This window comes from Pelagibacterium sp., assembly GCF_965249125.1.
GTDB lineage: Bacteria > Pseudomonadota > Alphaproteobacteria > Rhizobiales > Devosiaceae > Pelagibacterium.
In genome coordinates, this window is sequence record NZ_OZ252217.1 from 1,187,574 (window position 1) to 1,204,177 (window position 16,604).

10 protein-coding genes and 3 pseudogenes are annotated in these 16,604 nt (G+C 57.3%); 4 read left to right on the top strand and 9 right to left on the bottom strand.

The window, feature by feature from the left end:
* Window positions 1-251: 251 nt before the first annotated feature.
* The 6 genes and pseudogenes from ACP148_RS05865 to ACP148_RS05890 form a co-directional block, all read right to left on the bottom strand.
* Window positions 252-1,364 (bottom strand): annotated as a pseudogene (locus ACP148_RS05865) (helix-turn-helix domain-containing protein).
* A gap of 176 nt (window positions 1,365-1,540) precedes the next feature.
* Window positions 1,541-2,941, bottom strand: a pseudogene (locus ACP148_RS05870) (L-serine ammonia-lyase).
* Window positions 2,942-3,070: 129 nt separating this feature from the next.
* Window positions 3,071-4,207 (bottom strand): NAD/NADP octopine/nopaline dehydrogenase family protein, encoded by a 1,137-nt coding sequence (locus ACP148_RS05875; RefSeq protein ID WP_421951675.1) that lies wholly within the window; start codon window positions 4,205-4,207, stop codon window positions 3,071-3,073.
* A 141-nt stretch (window positions 4,208-4,348) separates the two neighbouring features.
* A complete protein-coding gene (locus ACP148_RS05880) occupies window positions 4,349-5,749 on the bottom strand; it encodes an FAD-dependent oxidoreductase (RefSeq protein WP_421951676.1) in 1,401 nt (466 codons plus the stop codon).
* Complete coding sequence (locus tag ACP148_RS05885; protein ID WP_421951677.1) at window positions 5,746-6,009, bottom strand: (2Fe-2S)-binding protein; 264 nt, start codon at window positions 6,007-6,009, stop codon at window positions 5,746-5,748. Before ACP148_RS05885 ends, ACP148_RS05880 begins: the two co-directional genes overlap by 4 nt.
* Before the next feature lie 13 nt (window positions 6,010-6,022).
* On the bottom strand, window positions 6,023-7,144 hold the full coding sequence (locus tag ACP148_RS05890) for an NAD(P)/FAD-dependent oxidoreductase (RefSeq protein ID WP_421951678.1): 1,122 nt from the start codon (window positions 7,142-7,144) through the stop codon (window positions 6,023-6,025).
* 906 nt (window positions 7,145-8,050) lie between these two features.
* Here ACP148_RS05890 and ACP148_RS05895 point away from each other — a divergent pair.
* Window positions 8,051-9,361 carry an MmgE/PrpD family protein gene (locus tag ACP148_RS05895; RefSeq protein WP_421951679.1) on the top strand — a complete coding sequence of 437 codons (1,311 nt, stop codon included), beginning with the start codon at window positions 8,051-8,053 and terminating at the stop codon, window positions 9,359-9,361.
* Between the two features lie 661 nt (window positions 9,362-10,022).
* A complete protein-coding gene (locus tag ACP148_RS05900; RefSeq protein WP_421951680.1) occupies window positions 10,023-10,370 on the top strand; it encodes a carboxymuconolactone decarboxylase family protein in 348 nt (115 codons plus the stop codon).
* Between the two features lie 241 nt (window positions 10,371-10,611).
* On the opposite strand, the pseudogene tnpC reads toward ACP148_RS05900, so the two are convergent.
* From tnpC to tnpA, 3 genes and pseudogenes are all read right to left on the bottom strand, one after another.
* Window positions 10,612-12,133 (bottom strand): annotated as a pseudogene (gene tnpC, locus ACP148_RS05905) (IS66 family transposase).
* Between the two features lie 69 nt (window positions 12,134-12,202).
* Window positions 12,203-12,559 (bottom strand): IS66 family insertion sequence element accessory protein TnpB, encoded by a 357-nt coding sequence (tnpB, locus tag ACP148_RS05910; protein WP_421951681.1) that lies wholly within the window; start codon window positions 12,557-12,559, stop codon window positions 12,203-12,205.
* Entirely contained in the window at window positions 12,556-12,996 is a 441-nt protein-coding gene (tnpA, locus tag ACP148_RS05915; protein WP_421951682.1) for an IS66-like element accessory protein TnpA, read from the bottom strand. The genes tnpB and tnpA overlap by 4 nt, the downstream gene beginning before the upstream one ends.
* A 201-nt stretch (window positions 12,997-13,197) precedes the next feature.
* On the opposite strand from tnpA, the gene ACP148_RS05920 reads away from it, so the two are divergent.
* Together ACP148_RS05920 and ACP148_RS05925 are read left to right on the top strand one after the other, a co-directional pair.
* Complete coding sequence (locus ACP148_RS05920; protein ID WP_421951683.1) at window positions 13,198-14,112, top strand: LysR family transcriptional regulator; 915 nt, start codon at window positions 13,198-13,200, stop codon at window positions 14,110-14,112.
* Window positions 14,113-14,565: 453 nt separating this feature from the next.
* A complete protein-coding gene (locus ACP148_RS05925; RefSeq protein ID WP_421951684.1) occupies window positions 14,566-16,602 on the top strand; it encodes a hydantoinase/oxoprolinase family protein in 2,037 nt (678 codons plus the stop codon).
* The last annotated feature ends 2 nt before the right edge of the window (window positions 16,603-16,604 follow it).

The following is a 16,604-nucleotide window of genomic DNA, read 5'->3' on the forward strand; positions in this document are numbered from 1 at the left end:
CAATTCCAGTGATTGATCGAACCGGTGCAGGTTCAATTGAAGCAGACGGCACCACGCGGATAAGGCGGGCGACTATGGTATGTCCGTGGCGGCAATAGATGATTTGTTTCGTAGCAAAAATGACGCTTGCCTAGTGTCGTGCCCCTACGGCGGAAAGAGAATTTGATAACTTGTAGGTCCCGGGTTCAAATCCTGCTGACCTAGCCATAAAGCCAATTGTACGACCCTGAGACATAGGTAACAGATCGTACCTAAGACATGGGTGACAACCTCGTGCCGAACGGGTTGTCGATTGTCTGCAATGTCCTCTGTTCGAGGTCGATATATCCCAGATCATAGTGCATGAAGCTTAAAAGCCAAATGCCATCGTCGACCTCCTTGATCCCGAGCCTGTGACCGGCGAGCACCGTCGAGATATTGATCTTCTTTCTGAGCATGCAGATGCGGCCACAGGCGGTGACGAGGATGTCCCTGTCATGGAAGGGATAGTCGAGCTCCGTCAGGCCTTGGTAGGGTCTTGACGAGGGGGTATAGACTTCGCCCGGCGTCCTCATGCCGAGCGCCTCGTGCGGCCGTTAGCGGTCCTGTTGCTGAAGAATGTTCATGCCCGGGGGCCGAGCCGTCTCCTGCTTCAGGGTCCGGTGCATACGTTCGTGGCGACCGTTCTCTTGCGGGCAGCCGGGCTTGATACGCTCGAGCCTTATGCCGAGCCTGAGCCAGAACACCGACAGCTTGGACAGATTGTAAAGCCCGTTGGGGCTGGCGAAGGGCAGTCCGTTGTCGCTTCTGATGGCGTCGGGCAGGCCGCGCTCCTTGAAGAGGCGGACGAAGGCTTCGATGACCGGCGTCTCCTTGGTCGATGCAAGGACTTCGCAGGCAAGCAGATAGCGCGAGACCTGGTCAGTGATGGTCAGGGGCGCACTACAGATCGTTGGGAAGAGCGGCCTGCGACAGCGGCGTTCCCTCGGCCTTGTTCGCTCTTCGCCTCTTGCGGGCCCGGCTCACAAGGCCGTGACGGTCGAGCACGGCATGGAACGTTCTCCTGGCCGGAATACGCACGTCGCCAGCCAGCTTCCTGACCAGCAACTCCCTGATCTTGCAGGCCCCCCAGTGTGGCTTATCCTTCTTGCTCTCCACGATCAGCCGCTCGATCTGCTCGGGCAACTGGTTGGCGTAGCGCACCGGCCGCCGAGACCGATCGGTGAGCGCCTCCAGTCCCTCCTGCCGGTAGCGGCCCCAGATCTTGTAGCCGGTCTTGCGGGAAATCCCGAAAGCCCGGCACACATCGCTCATGCCTTCACCGTCCAGAAGACGGCCGACGAAACGAACCGCTCGTCCATCACCGAACACTCCTTCCACGGCATCAACACCTCCCGCAAACCGAAAAGTGTTACCCATGTGTCCGGTACAAATCGTCACCTATCTCTCGGGTCGCTCAAATTAGGCTTAGTTAGCTGGGCGTTTCCTTTGAGGGTTCCGGACGGATTTGGGTGAACTGATGATCGATGAATAGCTGCTGCGGCACTCAGGCTTTAGTTCTTTAACATTCGACTATGTTCACGGCGAGACCACCCGTGGAGGTCTCCTTGTATTTGTCGTTCATATCAGCACCAGTTTGACGCATCGTCTCGATGCAAGCGTCGAGCGATACGAAATGGGTGCCGTCGGACTTGATGGCCAAAGATGCGGCCGTTACTGCTTTGACTGCGCCCAACGCGTTGCGCTCGATGCATGGCACCTGAACTAGACCCGCGACAGGATCGCATGTCATGCCGAGATGGTGTTCGAGTGCGATCTCCGCTGCATTTTCGATCTGCTCGGGTGAGCCGCCCATCACGGCGGCGAGGCCGGCGGCAGCCATTGCAGCGGCCGATCCTACTTCACCTTGGCAGCCGACCTCAGCGCCGGAAATCGAAGCGTTGTGCTTTATGATCCCGCCGATTGCCGCCGCGGTCAGAAGAAACGTACGTACGTCTTCCTTGGAAGTTTCGTCGTGAAAGTGCAGATAGTAGCGGATCGTAGCCGGGATTACGCCTGCTGCCCCATTCGTGGGAGCGGTGCCGATGCGTCCACCACCTGCGTTCTCCTCGTTGACGGCCATCGCGTACACGCTAAGCCAGTCGTTGGTTAGAACTGGGTTTAGGCGGTGCTGAGCGTTTCAGCTTTCAATTTGTCATGGATCGCCATGGCTCGACGTCTCACATTCAGTCCACCAGGCATGGCTCCGTCACTCCGAAGACCACGCTCAATGCAGCTTTTCATAGCTGCCCAGATGCGGTCCATGTCAGCGTCGACATCGTGCGTGCTTCTTTTTGTTAACTCATTAGCGCGCTTCATCTGAGCTATGGTGAGATTTGAACGACGGACCATATCCAGCATCTCCTGTGCCGAGGAGAACGGGTAAGGCACTATAGTCTCGCTTGCCGTGGCCCTCTTGGCTCGCATCTTGGCAAGCTCATCTTCGCTGACCACGAATCCACCACCGATCGAGTAGTAAATTTTTTCCGTTAGAATTCGTCCATTGCGATCGAACCCGGCAAAGCTCATCCCATTGGCGTGCCCCGGAAGCGGCCGCTTCCTGTCAAACACCAAATCTCTTTTCGGCTGGAACTGATACGCTGGATGGCCGGGAGGTCGAACATGACCGTCTCGCTCCACGCTCGCTACGATCTCGTCGATTCTATCTGGATCGACGGATGAAGGCTCCTCGCCCGTCAGTCCGAGAACTATGGCGCGACCTGTCCCGTGACCAACGCCCGTGAAAGCGAGCGAGCCATGCAGGCTGACCTTCAGCGTCTTAACTTGCGCTGCCGCTGGGCGCGGCCGATCATCAGACTGAAGGTGATCTAGGAACCGATTGCCAGCGATCATGGGGACCCATGGTATGGGAGCTTGAGGGGCCGATGCCGATCTTGAAGATGTCGAAGACGGACAAAAACATAGTTGACCTAAGTGATACCTTCTCCAAGTGACTATCAATCCGCCTCTGGATGGTTTGTCCGTGATAGCGAGATTGGTGTTTCGGGCTCCAGCCGCTGCTGCCCCACCGTCCTGTGCCGGCGCTACTCGTTCACGAGTGATCTTTGTGCGCTCCGATGACCTCCGGTTTTGATGCGCGAGAGCCCTGCTGCACCGCCCGGTCGATGCTATACCCTTCAACCGCAAGGTTTATGAGAGACGCGGCATTAGGCTGAGAGAGAGCAGGGAGGAGATCATTATCCTTCGAGAAGTCGCGGCCGTAGCATGCACTGAGGAGCGCGATCCCGCTCTGATGCAGTGGTGCATCAACGTTGACCATTTCCGCCAGCAGCAGCGTCGGCACCAGCCCGAACGGGACGTCCTCAAGCACATAGCGGGTATCGGCATCGCGAGGGCCCATCGGATCGCTCCCACGCTCCACCAGTTTCTCGGACATCGCTGCCACAGAGTCGCCCGTGACGTCGAAGGACATCGAGTAATGGTCGGCAATCGTCCGGACTTTCTTCCCGAAAGCCGCTGCGATCGCGACACGTTCTCGGTCCAACGCCTCCAACAATCTCCCGACCGCGGGAGTAATATTTGAGTTTTGTCCCCAGGCTTCGCCGCGCTCGATTCGGGCCAAGTTGCATAGCGCTATGCCCATGTGGTTTTGGGGGTTAAGATTGCTTAGGGCGATCGTGAGAAGATCATCCTTTGGTACGAACCTGTCGCCAAAGAGCTCGACACACAGCGCCAAGGCCTTGTCCCCAAGTCGCACCGGCACCGTGGCAATATCAACCTTCGACCGGATTGCCCCTATGCGTATCTGATTTGGCGATTGGGCTTTCGACGTGAGGACGGAGGTATTCCACACCACAACGGGGATCTGTATGCCGCAATGGGCCAGAGCTTTGGCAAGATACAAGGCCGCGAAGGAAAGGTGGCCGCTGATAATGACGGTATGTCGAGATTCGATGTGAGGGACTAGGCTATCCAGAACGTGCCGGTAACCATAGGCAGGTAGCGCGAGCACGATGACATCGAACTCGGCTAATTCTGCCACACTCGTACAAACTCCTGGGTGGAAGTCGCCGTTGATTGCCCCTGTTACGATCAGCGGCGAGTTGGCACGCAGTGCTTCAGTACGAAATCCCGACGGAGACCACACGCTTGCAGAATGGCCATTCGTCAGTGCTAGTGCCGCATAGCCCATGGCGACCGCACCCGCTCCTGCAATTCCCAATTTCATACTGTCCTCGACATTTTTGGCTGGCAATTCGGCTCAACTCTCAATGTCCTTCTTCCGCAGGCGGAGCCAACATCTAGAGACATGGACCCGGTTGTTTCAGCAGGTGCAAGCGAGACCGGCGCCGAGAGCGAAGAACTGAAATCATGAAGACGCCCCGTCTTTCTCCAGGCTTGCTAACTCTCCAAGCACCACAGGTTTGAGGGGAGGGCGAATGTTGAAGAATTCAACTGATCCCATGGGCAACTTGTGCGTTTCGGCAATTAGTGCGGTGACTGTGTACCCGCATTGTCTGCCTTGGCACGGCCCCATCCCGGCGCGGGTGGCGGCTTTTACTTGAGTTGAATCGGCGTCGCCATTCCTCGCTGCCGCACGAATCTGCCCTGCTGTTTTGCATTCACAACGGCACACCAGTGTTTCATCTGTAGGCGTGAAAATTTCCGAGCGGGGCCTATAAAGCGCGTCAAGGAATGGTCTCATGGCAAGCAGCGGCCGAAGACGGTGGCGGGCCGTGGCCGCATTTTGCTGCGCGGTAGCTTGGCTGATGGCAGCCAGTTTGAGCGCTATACCATGTCCTGCTATTGTGCCAAGTTCCACGGCTGCGTCGGCTCCGCCTATGCCTCCGCTATCACCGGCGATGAACAGGTTGGTAAGCGAAGTTTCACCCCACATGTTCAGCTTGGGCAGAAAACACAATTGAGCGTTGTCCCATTCCATCTCACATCCCATCGCTCGCGCGAAATGAATGCTTGGGACCACACCTTCATGTGTAAGCAGCAAGCGAGCCGGGGCTTCAACAGTTTCACCATTGGCCTTCTTAAACCGGACTGTGTCCAATCTGTCCTGCCCAAGCGCTTCAAGGCATGAGGCGCCTGTATAGAGCGGCACACCAGAGCGCCGCAGTTTCAGAAGCCAACCAGCACCCTTTACCAAACCCTTGGGGGCCAAAAGAGCCGTTGGAAAAAATGGCACGGCGCGCCAAAAATTGTGTTTGGGGGCGGTATTAATATAGCCAGCAATCTTGCCACCACAGTCCAATAACTGCGACATGTACAGTAAAGGCAAGGGGCCAGAGCCGGCTATCCAAACCGGCTCTGCGGGAATAGCGGCCGAATTTTTGACGAGAATCTGCGCCGCACCGACGGTCATCACGCCAGGCAAGGTCCAGCCCGGGAATGGGTTCGGCCTTTCCTGGGCGCCAGTGGCCATCAGCATGGCGTGCGCGGTCAAACTTTTCGCTTCTCCGTCGATACTAAGAAAGACCTTGAACCCATCCTCGACCTGCCAAACTTGCGCGCCGAGACACAGTTCCACCGTGCTTGCGTGAACCCTCTTGGCGAGCTTGTTGCCTTTTAGATAGTCAGGCCCCAAAGCCGCAGCAGAATTTTCATTAACATTGCGTTCAACGCTACGCCAAATCTGGCCCCCCAACGCGTTTTGCTCATCGATTAGTAGGACGGAAAGCCCTGCTTCAGACGCCGCGATTGCACCTGACATCCCAGCGGGGCCGCCACCTATCACAATGACATCGTAGTGGGTTTTCATGACTGCATCTCTAGCGGACCGTGCTGGCGTTCAATTCTCATCCCTTCCCGCACTTGGACGAAACAGGACTGAACGGAGCCTTTTCCGTCAATTTTCACGAGACATTCGAAGCAAACCCCCATCATGCAATAGGGTGCCCGGCGGTCTCCATTCACAGGATTGGTCCTGGCAAAAAAGGGGTCAATGCGCGCCAGCAGACCTGCAACCATCTCACCTTCAATTGCTTCGATAGCTTGTCCGTCTACTGTGACTGCCACCATCGGACAATCGAGCTTAGGCAACCTTCTGAACACTGAATCTCTCCGGAGAAAAGGCGGTAAGCGCCGCGGTCATTTGGCCCGTGGCAATACTGTCGCACAGCTGGTTGGCGTGAAATGCCGCCAGCGTGACGCCGGAATGACAGGTAGCGGCAAAAGCGCCGGGATATTTTTCCGACTGAACGTAGATGGGGCCACCGTCGGGCGATAACACCCGCAACCCTGCCCATTGTCTTATAAGTCTTGCCTGCTCGAGCGCCGGTACGATTTTGATAGCCTTGCGCGCCATTTTTGCTGCCCCTTCGGCTGTAGTTGATGTGTCGAAACCCACATCCTCATTGGTTACACCGATCATCACTGTGCCTTCGGCAGTTTGGCGCAGGCCGCTCGCAGGTAAAGGTAGAAAGGGAACTGCCCGCTCGGTAACCAAAATCTGTCCACGTTGTGGCCTGATAGGAACATGCATATCGAGATGGGCAGCCAGAGCCGGAGTGGCTAGGCCGGCCGCCAGAACGAGTTTTTCGGCTTCGAATGATTGTTTCGCGGTTTCAACTTTGAAGCCATGTTGGCGTGGAACAATGGAATTGACAGGCGACTGAAAGTGCAACTCGCCGCCGAGGTTTCTGGTCGCGACATGTAGAGCAGACAAAAGCTCTAATGGATTGACGACGCCGTCCATGAAACCGAAGCTTGCCCCTACCACTTCGTCGCCCAAGCGGACAGCTGGCAAGAGTTTTTCAAGGGCCACTCTATCGAGCATTTCAGTGCTCTGCTCATTCGCGGGTTGTTGTGCGTCAAGGGCGTCGTTGATAGTTTTGCGTTTTTCCCAATCGGCTTCGCCAAGACAAAATGCCAAGCCCCCATTCTGCTCCAGAGGCAGTTTCATTCCACTGGCATCATGAATTCTCGCCGCGAAATTGGCCCAATCGGCTGAACTCTTTTTTGTGATTGTTTGATATGCAGGAAAGCCTAGGCCTTTACTCTGAACCCAAATGAGACCGAAGTTGGCTCGGGAGGCACGAAAGTCCCCGCGCTGGCCATCGAGAACGAGCACTCTCAGCCCTTTTTGGGCAAGTCCGAACGCGATTGCTGCGCCAGCTATCCCTGCACCGACAACAATGATGTCCGCCTGACTCATTTCGATCTCCTTGCATTGGTGCGATGCTAGGAAGAGCGGCGATATTAGGTCAAAGTCCTTTTTTTTGCCGGGGGTTTCCGAAAAGTTATACCAAGGGGGTCAGACGTGCGGCAGGTCGAAGCATTCCGTTGGCAATTGAAGTCAGCGCGGTAAAGAAGCTGAAGTGTGGCTGCATATCTAGCCATCCCATCGCCACCATCAGATGCCCTCTGTTGTATGTCGTGTTGACGAAATGGCGTAAGGGCGGTCAGGATCGCTGCGCGCACGCAGCTTTTGAAGAGGGGGCTGGCACTTTGCAGCGTGGCGATCCATCGCAAGTCCGCACGCCTGACATTGAAGCCCCTTAGACCGAGAGCAGCGCGGAATGCTATATGGCAACTCCAATATTCGAGTTTGCGGTCTGCTTCGCTATCGGCGCGAGTAACCATTTCCTTTGCGAACTAATGACCGATATGCCCGAGACTTTTGCCTCCCGGATGGAGGTCGCGGACCTCGGAAGTATACTTGTTTCGTCGTCTCGCCTCGAGATGCTCCATCCTACTCAGGAGTTGGAGCCTCCGACAAAGAGGGGCCGTTCATCTCGTTGGTGTCGCAATTGATGCCTATTTCAAATGAATAATCGAAAATCCAAATTTCTCTTGCGTCAAATACTCGTGTCAAACATTAGCTAACAAGGCCAATACCTGCTTCGAGGCCCATAGCCGGCGGTTGTTGGTGGCTGACACGATTTGAGCTATCGAGCTTTGCATCTCTTCAGTCATCCCGACACGGATCGGTCGCGGAAAAAGCAGTGTACGCTCAGGCGTTGATCTTCGGCGGGACATTAACGGTTTTTGCTGTTGGAGAGCGGGGTAGCCCATTCAATCCCGTCGCCTACTGGGCTCAACCTGTTGAAAGGCGATCATTTTGCTTCAAGAATCTGACGCTGGAAGGCTGATCAAGCGCGTTCTGATGTTTCGGGATGGCGGTTGGGATGAAGCGGTCTTGAAAAGGACCCAACTTTGTCTTCTCGACAGCCTCGCAAGTTTTTCCGGAGGACTCGTGCTTCCGCATTTCAAGCAGTCTGCGGCTGGCATGCTGCGGTCACTATCCGGAACTGGCGCAGATCCCGAGCTTTCTCCATTTCTGATTGCGTATCTCTATGGGCAAGCCGCAATTGCAATGGACTTTGACGATAGTTTTTATGGACACCCCGGTGGGCCCATTGTGGCGACGCTGTTGGCAGTCGGTGTTGAAAGGAAGCTGACACTTGATCAGGTCTTAAGAGGCATAGCTGCTGGTTATGAAGCACATGGCATCCTGTGCGGCGCGTCGGATCCGACGCCTGAACATGCCGCACTCGTCCGATCAGTCGGCAACTTGGACACGGTGGCCGCATCGATTGGTGCGGCCTGCGCATTGGGGTATGACGCGAAGGACGTCGATCGGTTAATTGGCGTGGCCGTTGCGCACACCGTTATTCCTTACACGGCCAAATGGTATGAGCGCCCTGTGCCCAGCATGAAGAACAATGTGGGTTGGATCGCCGCGGGGGCAGTTCTTGCCATTCATCTGGCGGAAGAGGGGCAAACAGGCGCCACCTCACCGCTCCAAGGTAATAACGGTCTCTGGAGAATGATTGGCTCGGACCGTTGGGGGCTTGACGACAGGCTGTTCGAGCAGAAGACAGCCGTCCTGCGGACCGGTTTTAAGCGTTTTCCGGGCTGCTGGTGGACGCAGCCATACCTCAAATCTTTTGCCACTCTGTTGGAGCGGTTGGAGCCTGGAGACAACGTAAAGAAGGTTGTCGTTTCGGCAACGCCCGATATTGAAAAGTTCTGCGTTGAAGCGCTGTTGGGTACTGCAGATGTCGCGTTCAGCCTGCCAGCGATGTTCAGGTGTCAAATGGAGGGGATCGATCCGGGCCCCCAGTGGGTACTGGCTGAGAAAAGCATGCCTGCGCCGAAAATTGAATACCGCAAGGAGACGAGTTGCAGGATTCAGGTGTTCACTACGAGTGATCGAATATTGTCGATCCCCGTCAACAGTAACAGCATTGTTGATGCTGCCGAGCATGGGCTGTCTGAGGAGGAGGTCATAGCGAAATTCAGAAACCTGACCGACGGCGATGTTCGGCGGGCCGGGGAGCTATGCCTTCTGGACGAGCGAAGTAGGGATATCGAGCCAACGGAACTGTATCACGCTGTGATCCAGAGGCTAGCTGATTTAACGATCTGACCGTTCGGGCGGGTCCAAGCCGGGCATCAAGGCCCGTGGTATTTGACAACACCGCCCAGTACTTCATCACGATTGAAGTCCGTTTGGGCCTATGCCGAGCAGCACCTCAACGTTCGACCATGCACGCTCTGTGCTAAACAATATCGTCAGCTGCTATCCGACTTAAAGGTGGGCTGGCTGCTCCTGAGGCGTTGACTAGCGATATTAGGGGCTTGTCTGTGTTCGACGGCAAAACGTTTCGCAGGAACGTCGATGCAGCCTCAGACCCGGCGGGGTTCAAGACCGTAAAGCCGCGACGCCTGGGGTTTGGACGGTTTTTAAATGGTAGTACGCGGTCGGTTGGCCGTCGTTGGAACAGCATTGTGCATCGTGAAATGACGTGTGGGCTCAGCAACGTCCGTCGCGAACCGCCAAGCCATCCGCTGTGATCATCAATCTATCTCTCTGAATGACAATCAATTTTCGGCAGCAAAACGTGTCAGAATCGGTCGCTGCGTACGGCACTGCGGAAACGCAAGTGGAAGCGGACTCGAATTGGGATTCGCTTTGTATGTTTTGTCGGCTCAGTGGAGCGAGAGTTTCTTCCGAGCGGAAGGCGGACTGTCGCAACGAATTTCAGGTGCTTCGTTGCCTGTTGATGTAGTCCAAAGAAGGATACGGAATGCCGCCGAAAAAATCGACGCGCGAGCAAACAAGACCGGTTGTGCCCAAGCTGATTGTCCTTATTGAGGAGGTTGTCTACCCGGACATTTGGGAGCGACCAGAACTTGCCAAGCGGGATCGCAGCCTTGTCACGATCGCAGCGCTTATATGTTTGCGGCAAACAGAACAACTGAGACTGCATCTTGAGCTCGGCTTGGCCAACGGATTGACGGCGGATGAGATCAGCGAGCTCATCACTCATACCGCGATCTATGCCGGCTTTCCGGCCGCAAACTCCGCAGCCGTAGCTGCTCTGCCGGTGTTCAAAGAACTTGGGTTGATAGACAGCGATTCATCCACATCTTAACGGCGCAACTGTGAGGATGTGTCGACGTTTCCTGCGTAGGCGTAAGGCACCTGGGGGTCTTCCCCCACCAACTGTCGCAAATATGTCGGAACGCCTGCAGTATCCGCTCTGCGCAGGGCATCATCCATCTTCCGGCCTCACAACCATAAGCAGAAGTTCCAGTCTATGTCGGTCCAATCCGGGCCGCTGGTGACGAGCAGGTCTGGTCGTAAGCAGCACGCCAACACGGTAAGCGGTGTTCTCAGGCCACGGCCTTAAGCTCGGGAGCGGCGATGTAGGCCCAAGGCAGGAGGTCGTCGATCTGGCTGTTTGGGTGGCCGCTGACGATCCGGGTAAGCACGTCCACCAGGTAGCCGAGCGGCTCGACATCGTTCAGCTTGCAGGTCTCGATCAGCGAGGCAATGATGGCCCAGTGCTCGGCGCCGCCGTCGGAGCCAGCGAAGAGCGCGTTCTTGCGGTTGAGGGCAATTGGGCGGATTGACCGCTCGACGGTATTGGAGTCGAGCTCGATGCGCCCGTCATCGAGGAAGCGCGACAATCCTTCCCATCGGGAGAGCGTGTAGCGGATCGCCTCGGCGAGCTTCGTCTTCTGGCTGATCAGGCCGAGCTTTTCGCGCAACCACGGCTCAAGCTCGGCCGGCTCCTTTCCTGGCGCACGGCAAGACGTGCGTCTGCCGGCTGGCCGCGGATGTCGTCCTCGACGTGATAGAGGTCTGCGATGCGCCGGAGCGCCTCGCTGGCGATCGGCGCCGGACCGGCTGCGGCGAGCTCGTAGAAGCGCCGGCGCACGTGTGCCCAGCAGAAGGCGAGCGTTGCGCCGCTCTTGTCGGCGAGGATCCGATAGCCACCATATCCGTCGACCTGCAGGATTCCGGCAAAACCTGCCAGATGAGCGATCGGCCGCTCGGCCTTGCGGTCCGGCGCATAGACATAGGCGACACCCGGCGGGTCGCTCCCGTCCCATGGCCGGTCATCGCGGGCGTAGGCCCAGAGCTGGCCGGTCTTGATCTTGCCGCGGCCGGGATCGAGCACCGGCGCCGTGGTCTCGTCAGCGAAGAGCTTGGGCGAGGCCTTCAGCTTCTCCAGCAACCGCTCGTGCACGGGCGCAGATGCCAGGCCGCGCGGCCAACCCAGTCGGCGAGCGTGGAGCGATCCAGGTTGATGCCTTGCCGGGCGTAGATCTGCGCCTGGCGATAAAGCGGCAGGTGATCCACATATTTGGAGACCAGCACCTGGGCAACCGTTGCCTCGGTCGGCAGCCCACCCTCGATCAGCCGGGCAGGCGCCGGTGCCTGCACGACCACGTCCTCGCAGGCGCGGCAAGCGTATTTGGGCCGGCGCACGACGATCACGCGTAGTTGCGCCGGCACGATGTCGAGCCGCTCGCTGACGTCTTCGCCGATGCGATGCAGTCCGTTGCGGCAGCATGGGCAGGCATGGTCCTCGATGTCGACAACCATCTCGATGCGCGGCAGATGCGGCGGCAGCGCACCCCGGTTCGCCCGCCGCTTTGCGGTGCGCTCCTTGCGTGCGGCCGGATCGGCACGTTCGGCCTCTTCCTCGCCGGCCGCCTCGATCTGCTCGGCCTCATCGAGGCCAAGGAGCAGTTGATCGTCAGGCAGGCTCTCGGCCCGGCGGCCGAAGCGGTGGCGTTGCAATTCCTTGATGATCTGGGTCAGGCGAGCATTCTCGACATCGCGCGCCAGGACCATCGCCTTCAGCAGGTCCGGATCGTCGGGAAGCTGGTCCGCCGTCATCGCCATGGTCGGATCAGACCATATTCGCCAGTTCCGGGCGACAGCGGAATCCAGGCTGATTCACTTGGTCGCGGATCAGCCCGCCTGCACCGGAGCGAGCGTCCGGCGGGCTTCATGGACCCGCCGCCAATCCAGCCCCTCGAGCAGCGCCGACAACTGAGCGGCCGTCAGCCGCATCACGCCATCTTGCACTTTCGGCCAGCGGAACTCGCCATCCTCCAGCCGCTTCGCATAGAGGCAGACGCCGGTGCCGTCCCAGAAGATCAGCTTGATTCGATCCGATCGTTTTGCCCGGAAGACATAGACCGTGCCGCTGAACGGATCGGCGCCCATCGTCTTGCGCACCAGCGCGGCCCGCCCCTCCGCACCCTTACGGAAGTCCACCGGCTTCGTCGCCACCATGACCTTGACGGCGCCCGTCGGCCCGATCACGACGTTGCCTTCAGCGCACGGATCACCGCCGCAACCGTCCTGGCGTCGGCTCCCCGGCCGACCCGCATGGCGATGCCGTCGATCTCAAGCTCGATCACGCCGGCGTCTCGGGCCGTCTTCCGCTTCCGCGGCTGTGCCGGACGCGTCGGCGCGGGTTCCGGAGGCGGCGCTGTTACCACCGCCGGCACGAAGGTCGCGGCTTCCTGCTGCACCGAAGCGGCCTGTTTGCGCGCTTCGCGCCGCCAGGCGAACACCTGCTGCGGCCGCAGACCATAACGCCGGGCGACTTCGGAAATAATTGCGTTCGGTTCCAGCGTCTCCGCGACGATCCGCGCCTTGTCGTCCATCGACCAGCGACGCCGGCCGCCAGGACCGTTGATCACCTCGAAACGCCGGGGCTGCCGCTCCAGGTCAAGCGTAAGGTCAAGTCCAGACACAAGCCTATCTCCGATCCCAATACAGGATCGGCAACCTCACAGATCGCGATCACTCCCGAAAGGTGGTCCGGAAACACCGCTTACCCAACACGGCAATTCGCCTTACGCATGGGGTTTTCCGTCCCTATTGTCTGAACAAACTGGACGGTGCTAGAAAAAAAGGGAAGAACATCACAGCCTGGTATTCTGTAGGATTATGCAATGAGACCGCCCAGTCTGAGGCAGATCGAAGCCTTTCGAGCGGTTATCGAGGCCGGTACAGTAAGTCGGGCTGCCGACATGCTCCATATTTCCCAACCTGCCGCCAGCAAGCTTCTGAGCAACCTTGAGGACGATATAGGCCTAAAGCTGTTTGACCGCGATAGCGGACGCCTTGTGCTGACCGATCGCGGTATGCGGCTGTATGAGGAAATAGATCGTATTTTCGCAGGGATCGATCAGATCGCACATGCAGTAGAACTGGTACGCCGAGAGGAAAGGGGGCGGCTAGATGTAGGCGTCATGCCCGGGTTGTCGGGTAAGTTCATTGCTGAGGTCGTATCTCGCTTTCTAGAGAAGCATCCTGCAGTGCACGTTCGAGTTAACACGCGGTCTTCGCAATTTCTGGTAGATTGGCTGCACACGAGACAAATCGATGTTGGAATTATTACAATCGTTCCAGATCAGGCTCATCTTGCAATCACTCAACTCACTGAAGAGCCGTTTTGCTGCATCATGCCCAAGAATCATCCGAAGGCGAAACTTGACCGAATTACACCGGCAGACCTTGCAAACGAGCGGTTTGTTTCGTTCGTTCCTAACAGTTACACCCGAAGGCGAATTGAGGCGGCATTCGAGAAAGATGATGTGGCGCCGACGAATATACTCGAAGCCACTACAGCAACAACAATTTGCGAGTTGGTTGCTGCGGGTCTAGGTTTGGCCCTTGTACATCCACTTATGATGGAGCACGTGAGGGACCGAGTGGCTTCGAGGCCTTTTGAGCCTGCGATCGCGAGTGGCTTTTTGATTTGTCGTCCGCAGCCGGTGCGGGATCGCGAGCTAGTAGCTTCATTTTCCTCGGCGGCGCAAGAGGTCGCACGGGAATGGGTGGAAGCGCACCGGTCGAATTCATAGTGTGAAGGCGCGCGGGGACGAAGACAGATCGTCCAGAATATGAAGCTTCGCTGGCAGAGCCGGTTGGAATAGTTGCGCGCTGTCGCCGCGTTCCGGCCGACCCGCCGCGGTTCCCCAAATCACGCGAAGCTTACAGACTTATTGGTCAACGTAATTAATCTTCTCAAATCCCACTTTCCGCAAAACCCAAGTCTAATGCTACAGCGTTTTCCAAGGCAAAAGGCGCAAAGTTGATCTGGCCTTTGAAGAGCACGTTGCGAATGGATGTGCGGATAAGGTTACCTCTTGCTGATCAGATATCGGCGCTGCGCAGATGCCGCAAGCATCCGAGTTATTCGTCGAGTGTGCGGCAACTAATTGTCTTCCATGCGCGAGAAGGAATACTGCGCGTGCCATATAACCCATCAATGATCCACCTCTAATGGATCTAGGATACCGGAGATAGAGCAGGATATGCTTAGGATTGGAGTGGATATCGGGGGTACATTTACTGACTTTTGTGGCTGGCGAGAAGGTAGTCAGGATATTGTCAGCTTAAAGGTTCCCTCAACCCCTTCTGCTTTCGAAGAGGGGTTTCGCAATGGGTTTGAGGCGTTGCTGAAGCGTCTTCCACCATTGGAAGGCGAGCCTGCCCTGGTTATGCACGGGACAACGGTCAGCACAAACGCAGTCATTGAGCGCAAGGGCCCCAAAATCGCATTCTTTGTTACTCGGGGCTACAGGGACCTGCTCTCGTTGCAGAGGATGGGAGTTCGCAACCCATTGAACGTGTTTGAAACCCGCGCCCGGCCTCTTGTCGAGCGCGCAATGGTATTTGAAGTCGACGAGCGGCTACTTCGTGGCGGTGTCGTGCGAACGCCGGTCGACAAGATTGCTCTCGAAGAGCTTGTCCGGCAAGCCGCAGATGCCGGAGCTGCCGGATACGCCGTCGCTCTATTGCACAGCTACGCGAATCCAGAGCATGAGAACATTGTTGCCGAAGCAATCCGAAAAGTCGCTGGCGACTCTGCCGAGATCAGCCTTTCAAGCGAAATTTGGCCGCGTATCGGTGAATACGAACGCGCAGTTGTAAGCGTTTTGAATGCGTTTGTCCGAAAGCGCATGGATGAATATATAGGTGCGGTAGAGACATACGTTGCCGAAAGACTGCCGGGTTCGCAACTCTTCGTCACGCGGTCAAACGGTGGCGCAATGGCTGCGGCAGAGGCTAGAAAGTACCCCGTACATACACTCCTTTCTGGGCCTGCGTCGGGAGTCACCGCGGTCCAGTATCTTGGCCGGGCTATTGGCGAGCGGAATATCCTGACACTCGACATGGGGGGGACAAGTACCGACATTTCCATCGTCCGAAATGGCGAAGTGTTAACCTCTACAGATGCGGAGGTAGGCGAGTTCCCGGTCGTCATGCCCGTGACGGGGATCGAAGCTGTTGGCGCAGGGGGCGGGTCGATTGCCAACATGGACAATGGTGTTCTGCGGGTTGGGCCGGAAAGCGCGGGCTCGAATCCCGGGCCGGCCTGTTTTGGGCGCGGCGGTACCGCACCGACCCTGACGGATGCCTACCTGCTGGCTGGATATCTGCCTGAAGATCTCCGTGGTGTCGGCATGAAGCTGGACAGTGAAGCCGCTGCCCGCGCAATGGAACCGATTGCCAAAGCACTTGGTTTGGACGCGGTGGGTGCTGCCGAGATGTGCATCGCCGTCGCAAGTTCCAACATGGTGGCAGGGGTCATGCCCTATCTGGCTCGACACGGCGTCGACCCTGAGGATCTGACCTTGTTGGTTTACGGAGGCGCTGGTGCGATTCATGGCCCGCTACTAGCGGCAGAAATCGGCGTTAATCGTATCTTGGTTCCAACGACCCCTTCTGTGTTTTGCGCCCTTGGCGGCCTGGTTTCTGAGCTCAGCAACGATATTCTTGAGACTGTGCACGGCCAGAAGGTTGACGCCGAATTCATTGCCAAAAGCTTCGCCAATCTTCGAGAGCAAAGCGCAGAATGGTTGTCGCGACAGGATTCAGACAATCGCTTAATTTCCAGATCGTTCGAATGTTGGGCCGAGATGCGGTACGCAGGGCAGTCTTTCCAGGTTGACGTGCGGCTTCCAGATCGGGCTATCGAAACTCGCGACATAGCTTCGATGTATGGAGCGTTTCATGATGAGCATGAGCGCATCTACAGTCATGCCGATCGGAGAGCGGCCGTAGAATTTGTGGATCTGCGCATGCGTGTCCGCGGCGCCATGACAATCCCAGAACCGGCATCAGGTGAGACGTCCTCGGCCGGTGAGGTCGTGAGAGGCCAAAGGTCGATGCGCTTCCAAGGAGAGGTGCACTCTGGTGTGAAAGTCTACGAGCGCGGCTGTCTTAAGACCGGCGAAATCATCCAAGGGCCGGCGGTCGTTGAGCAGCCTGACGCAACAATTGTCGTACCCCCAGGATTCGTCGCCAACGTTAGCGCATACGGCACAATTCTAATGATCCGGAGCTAAAA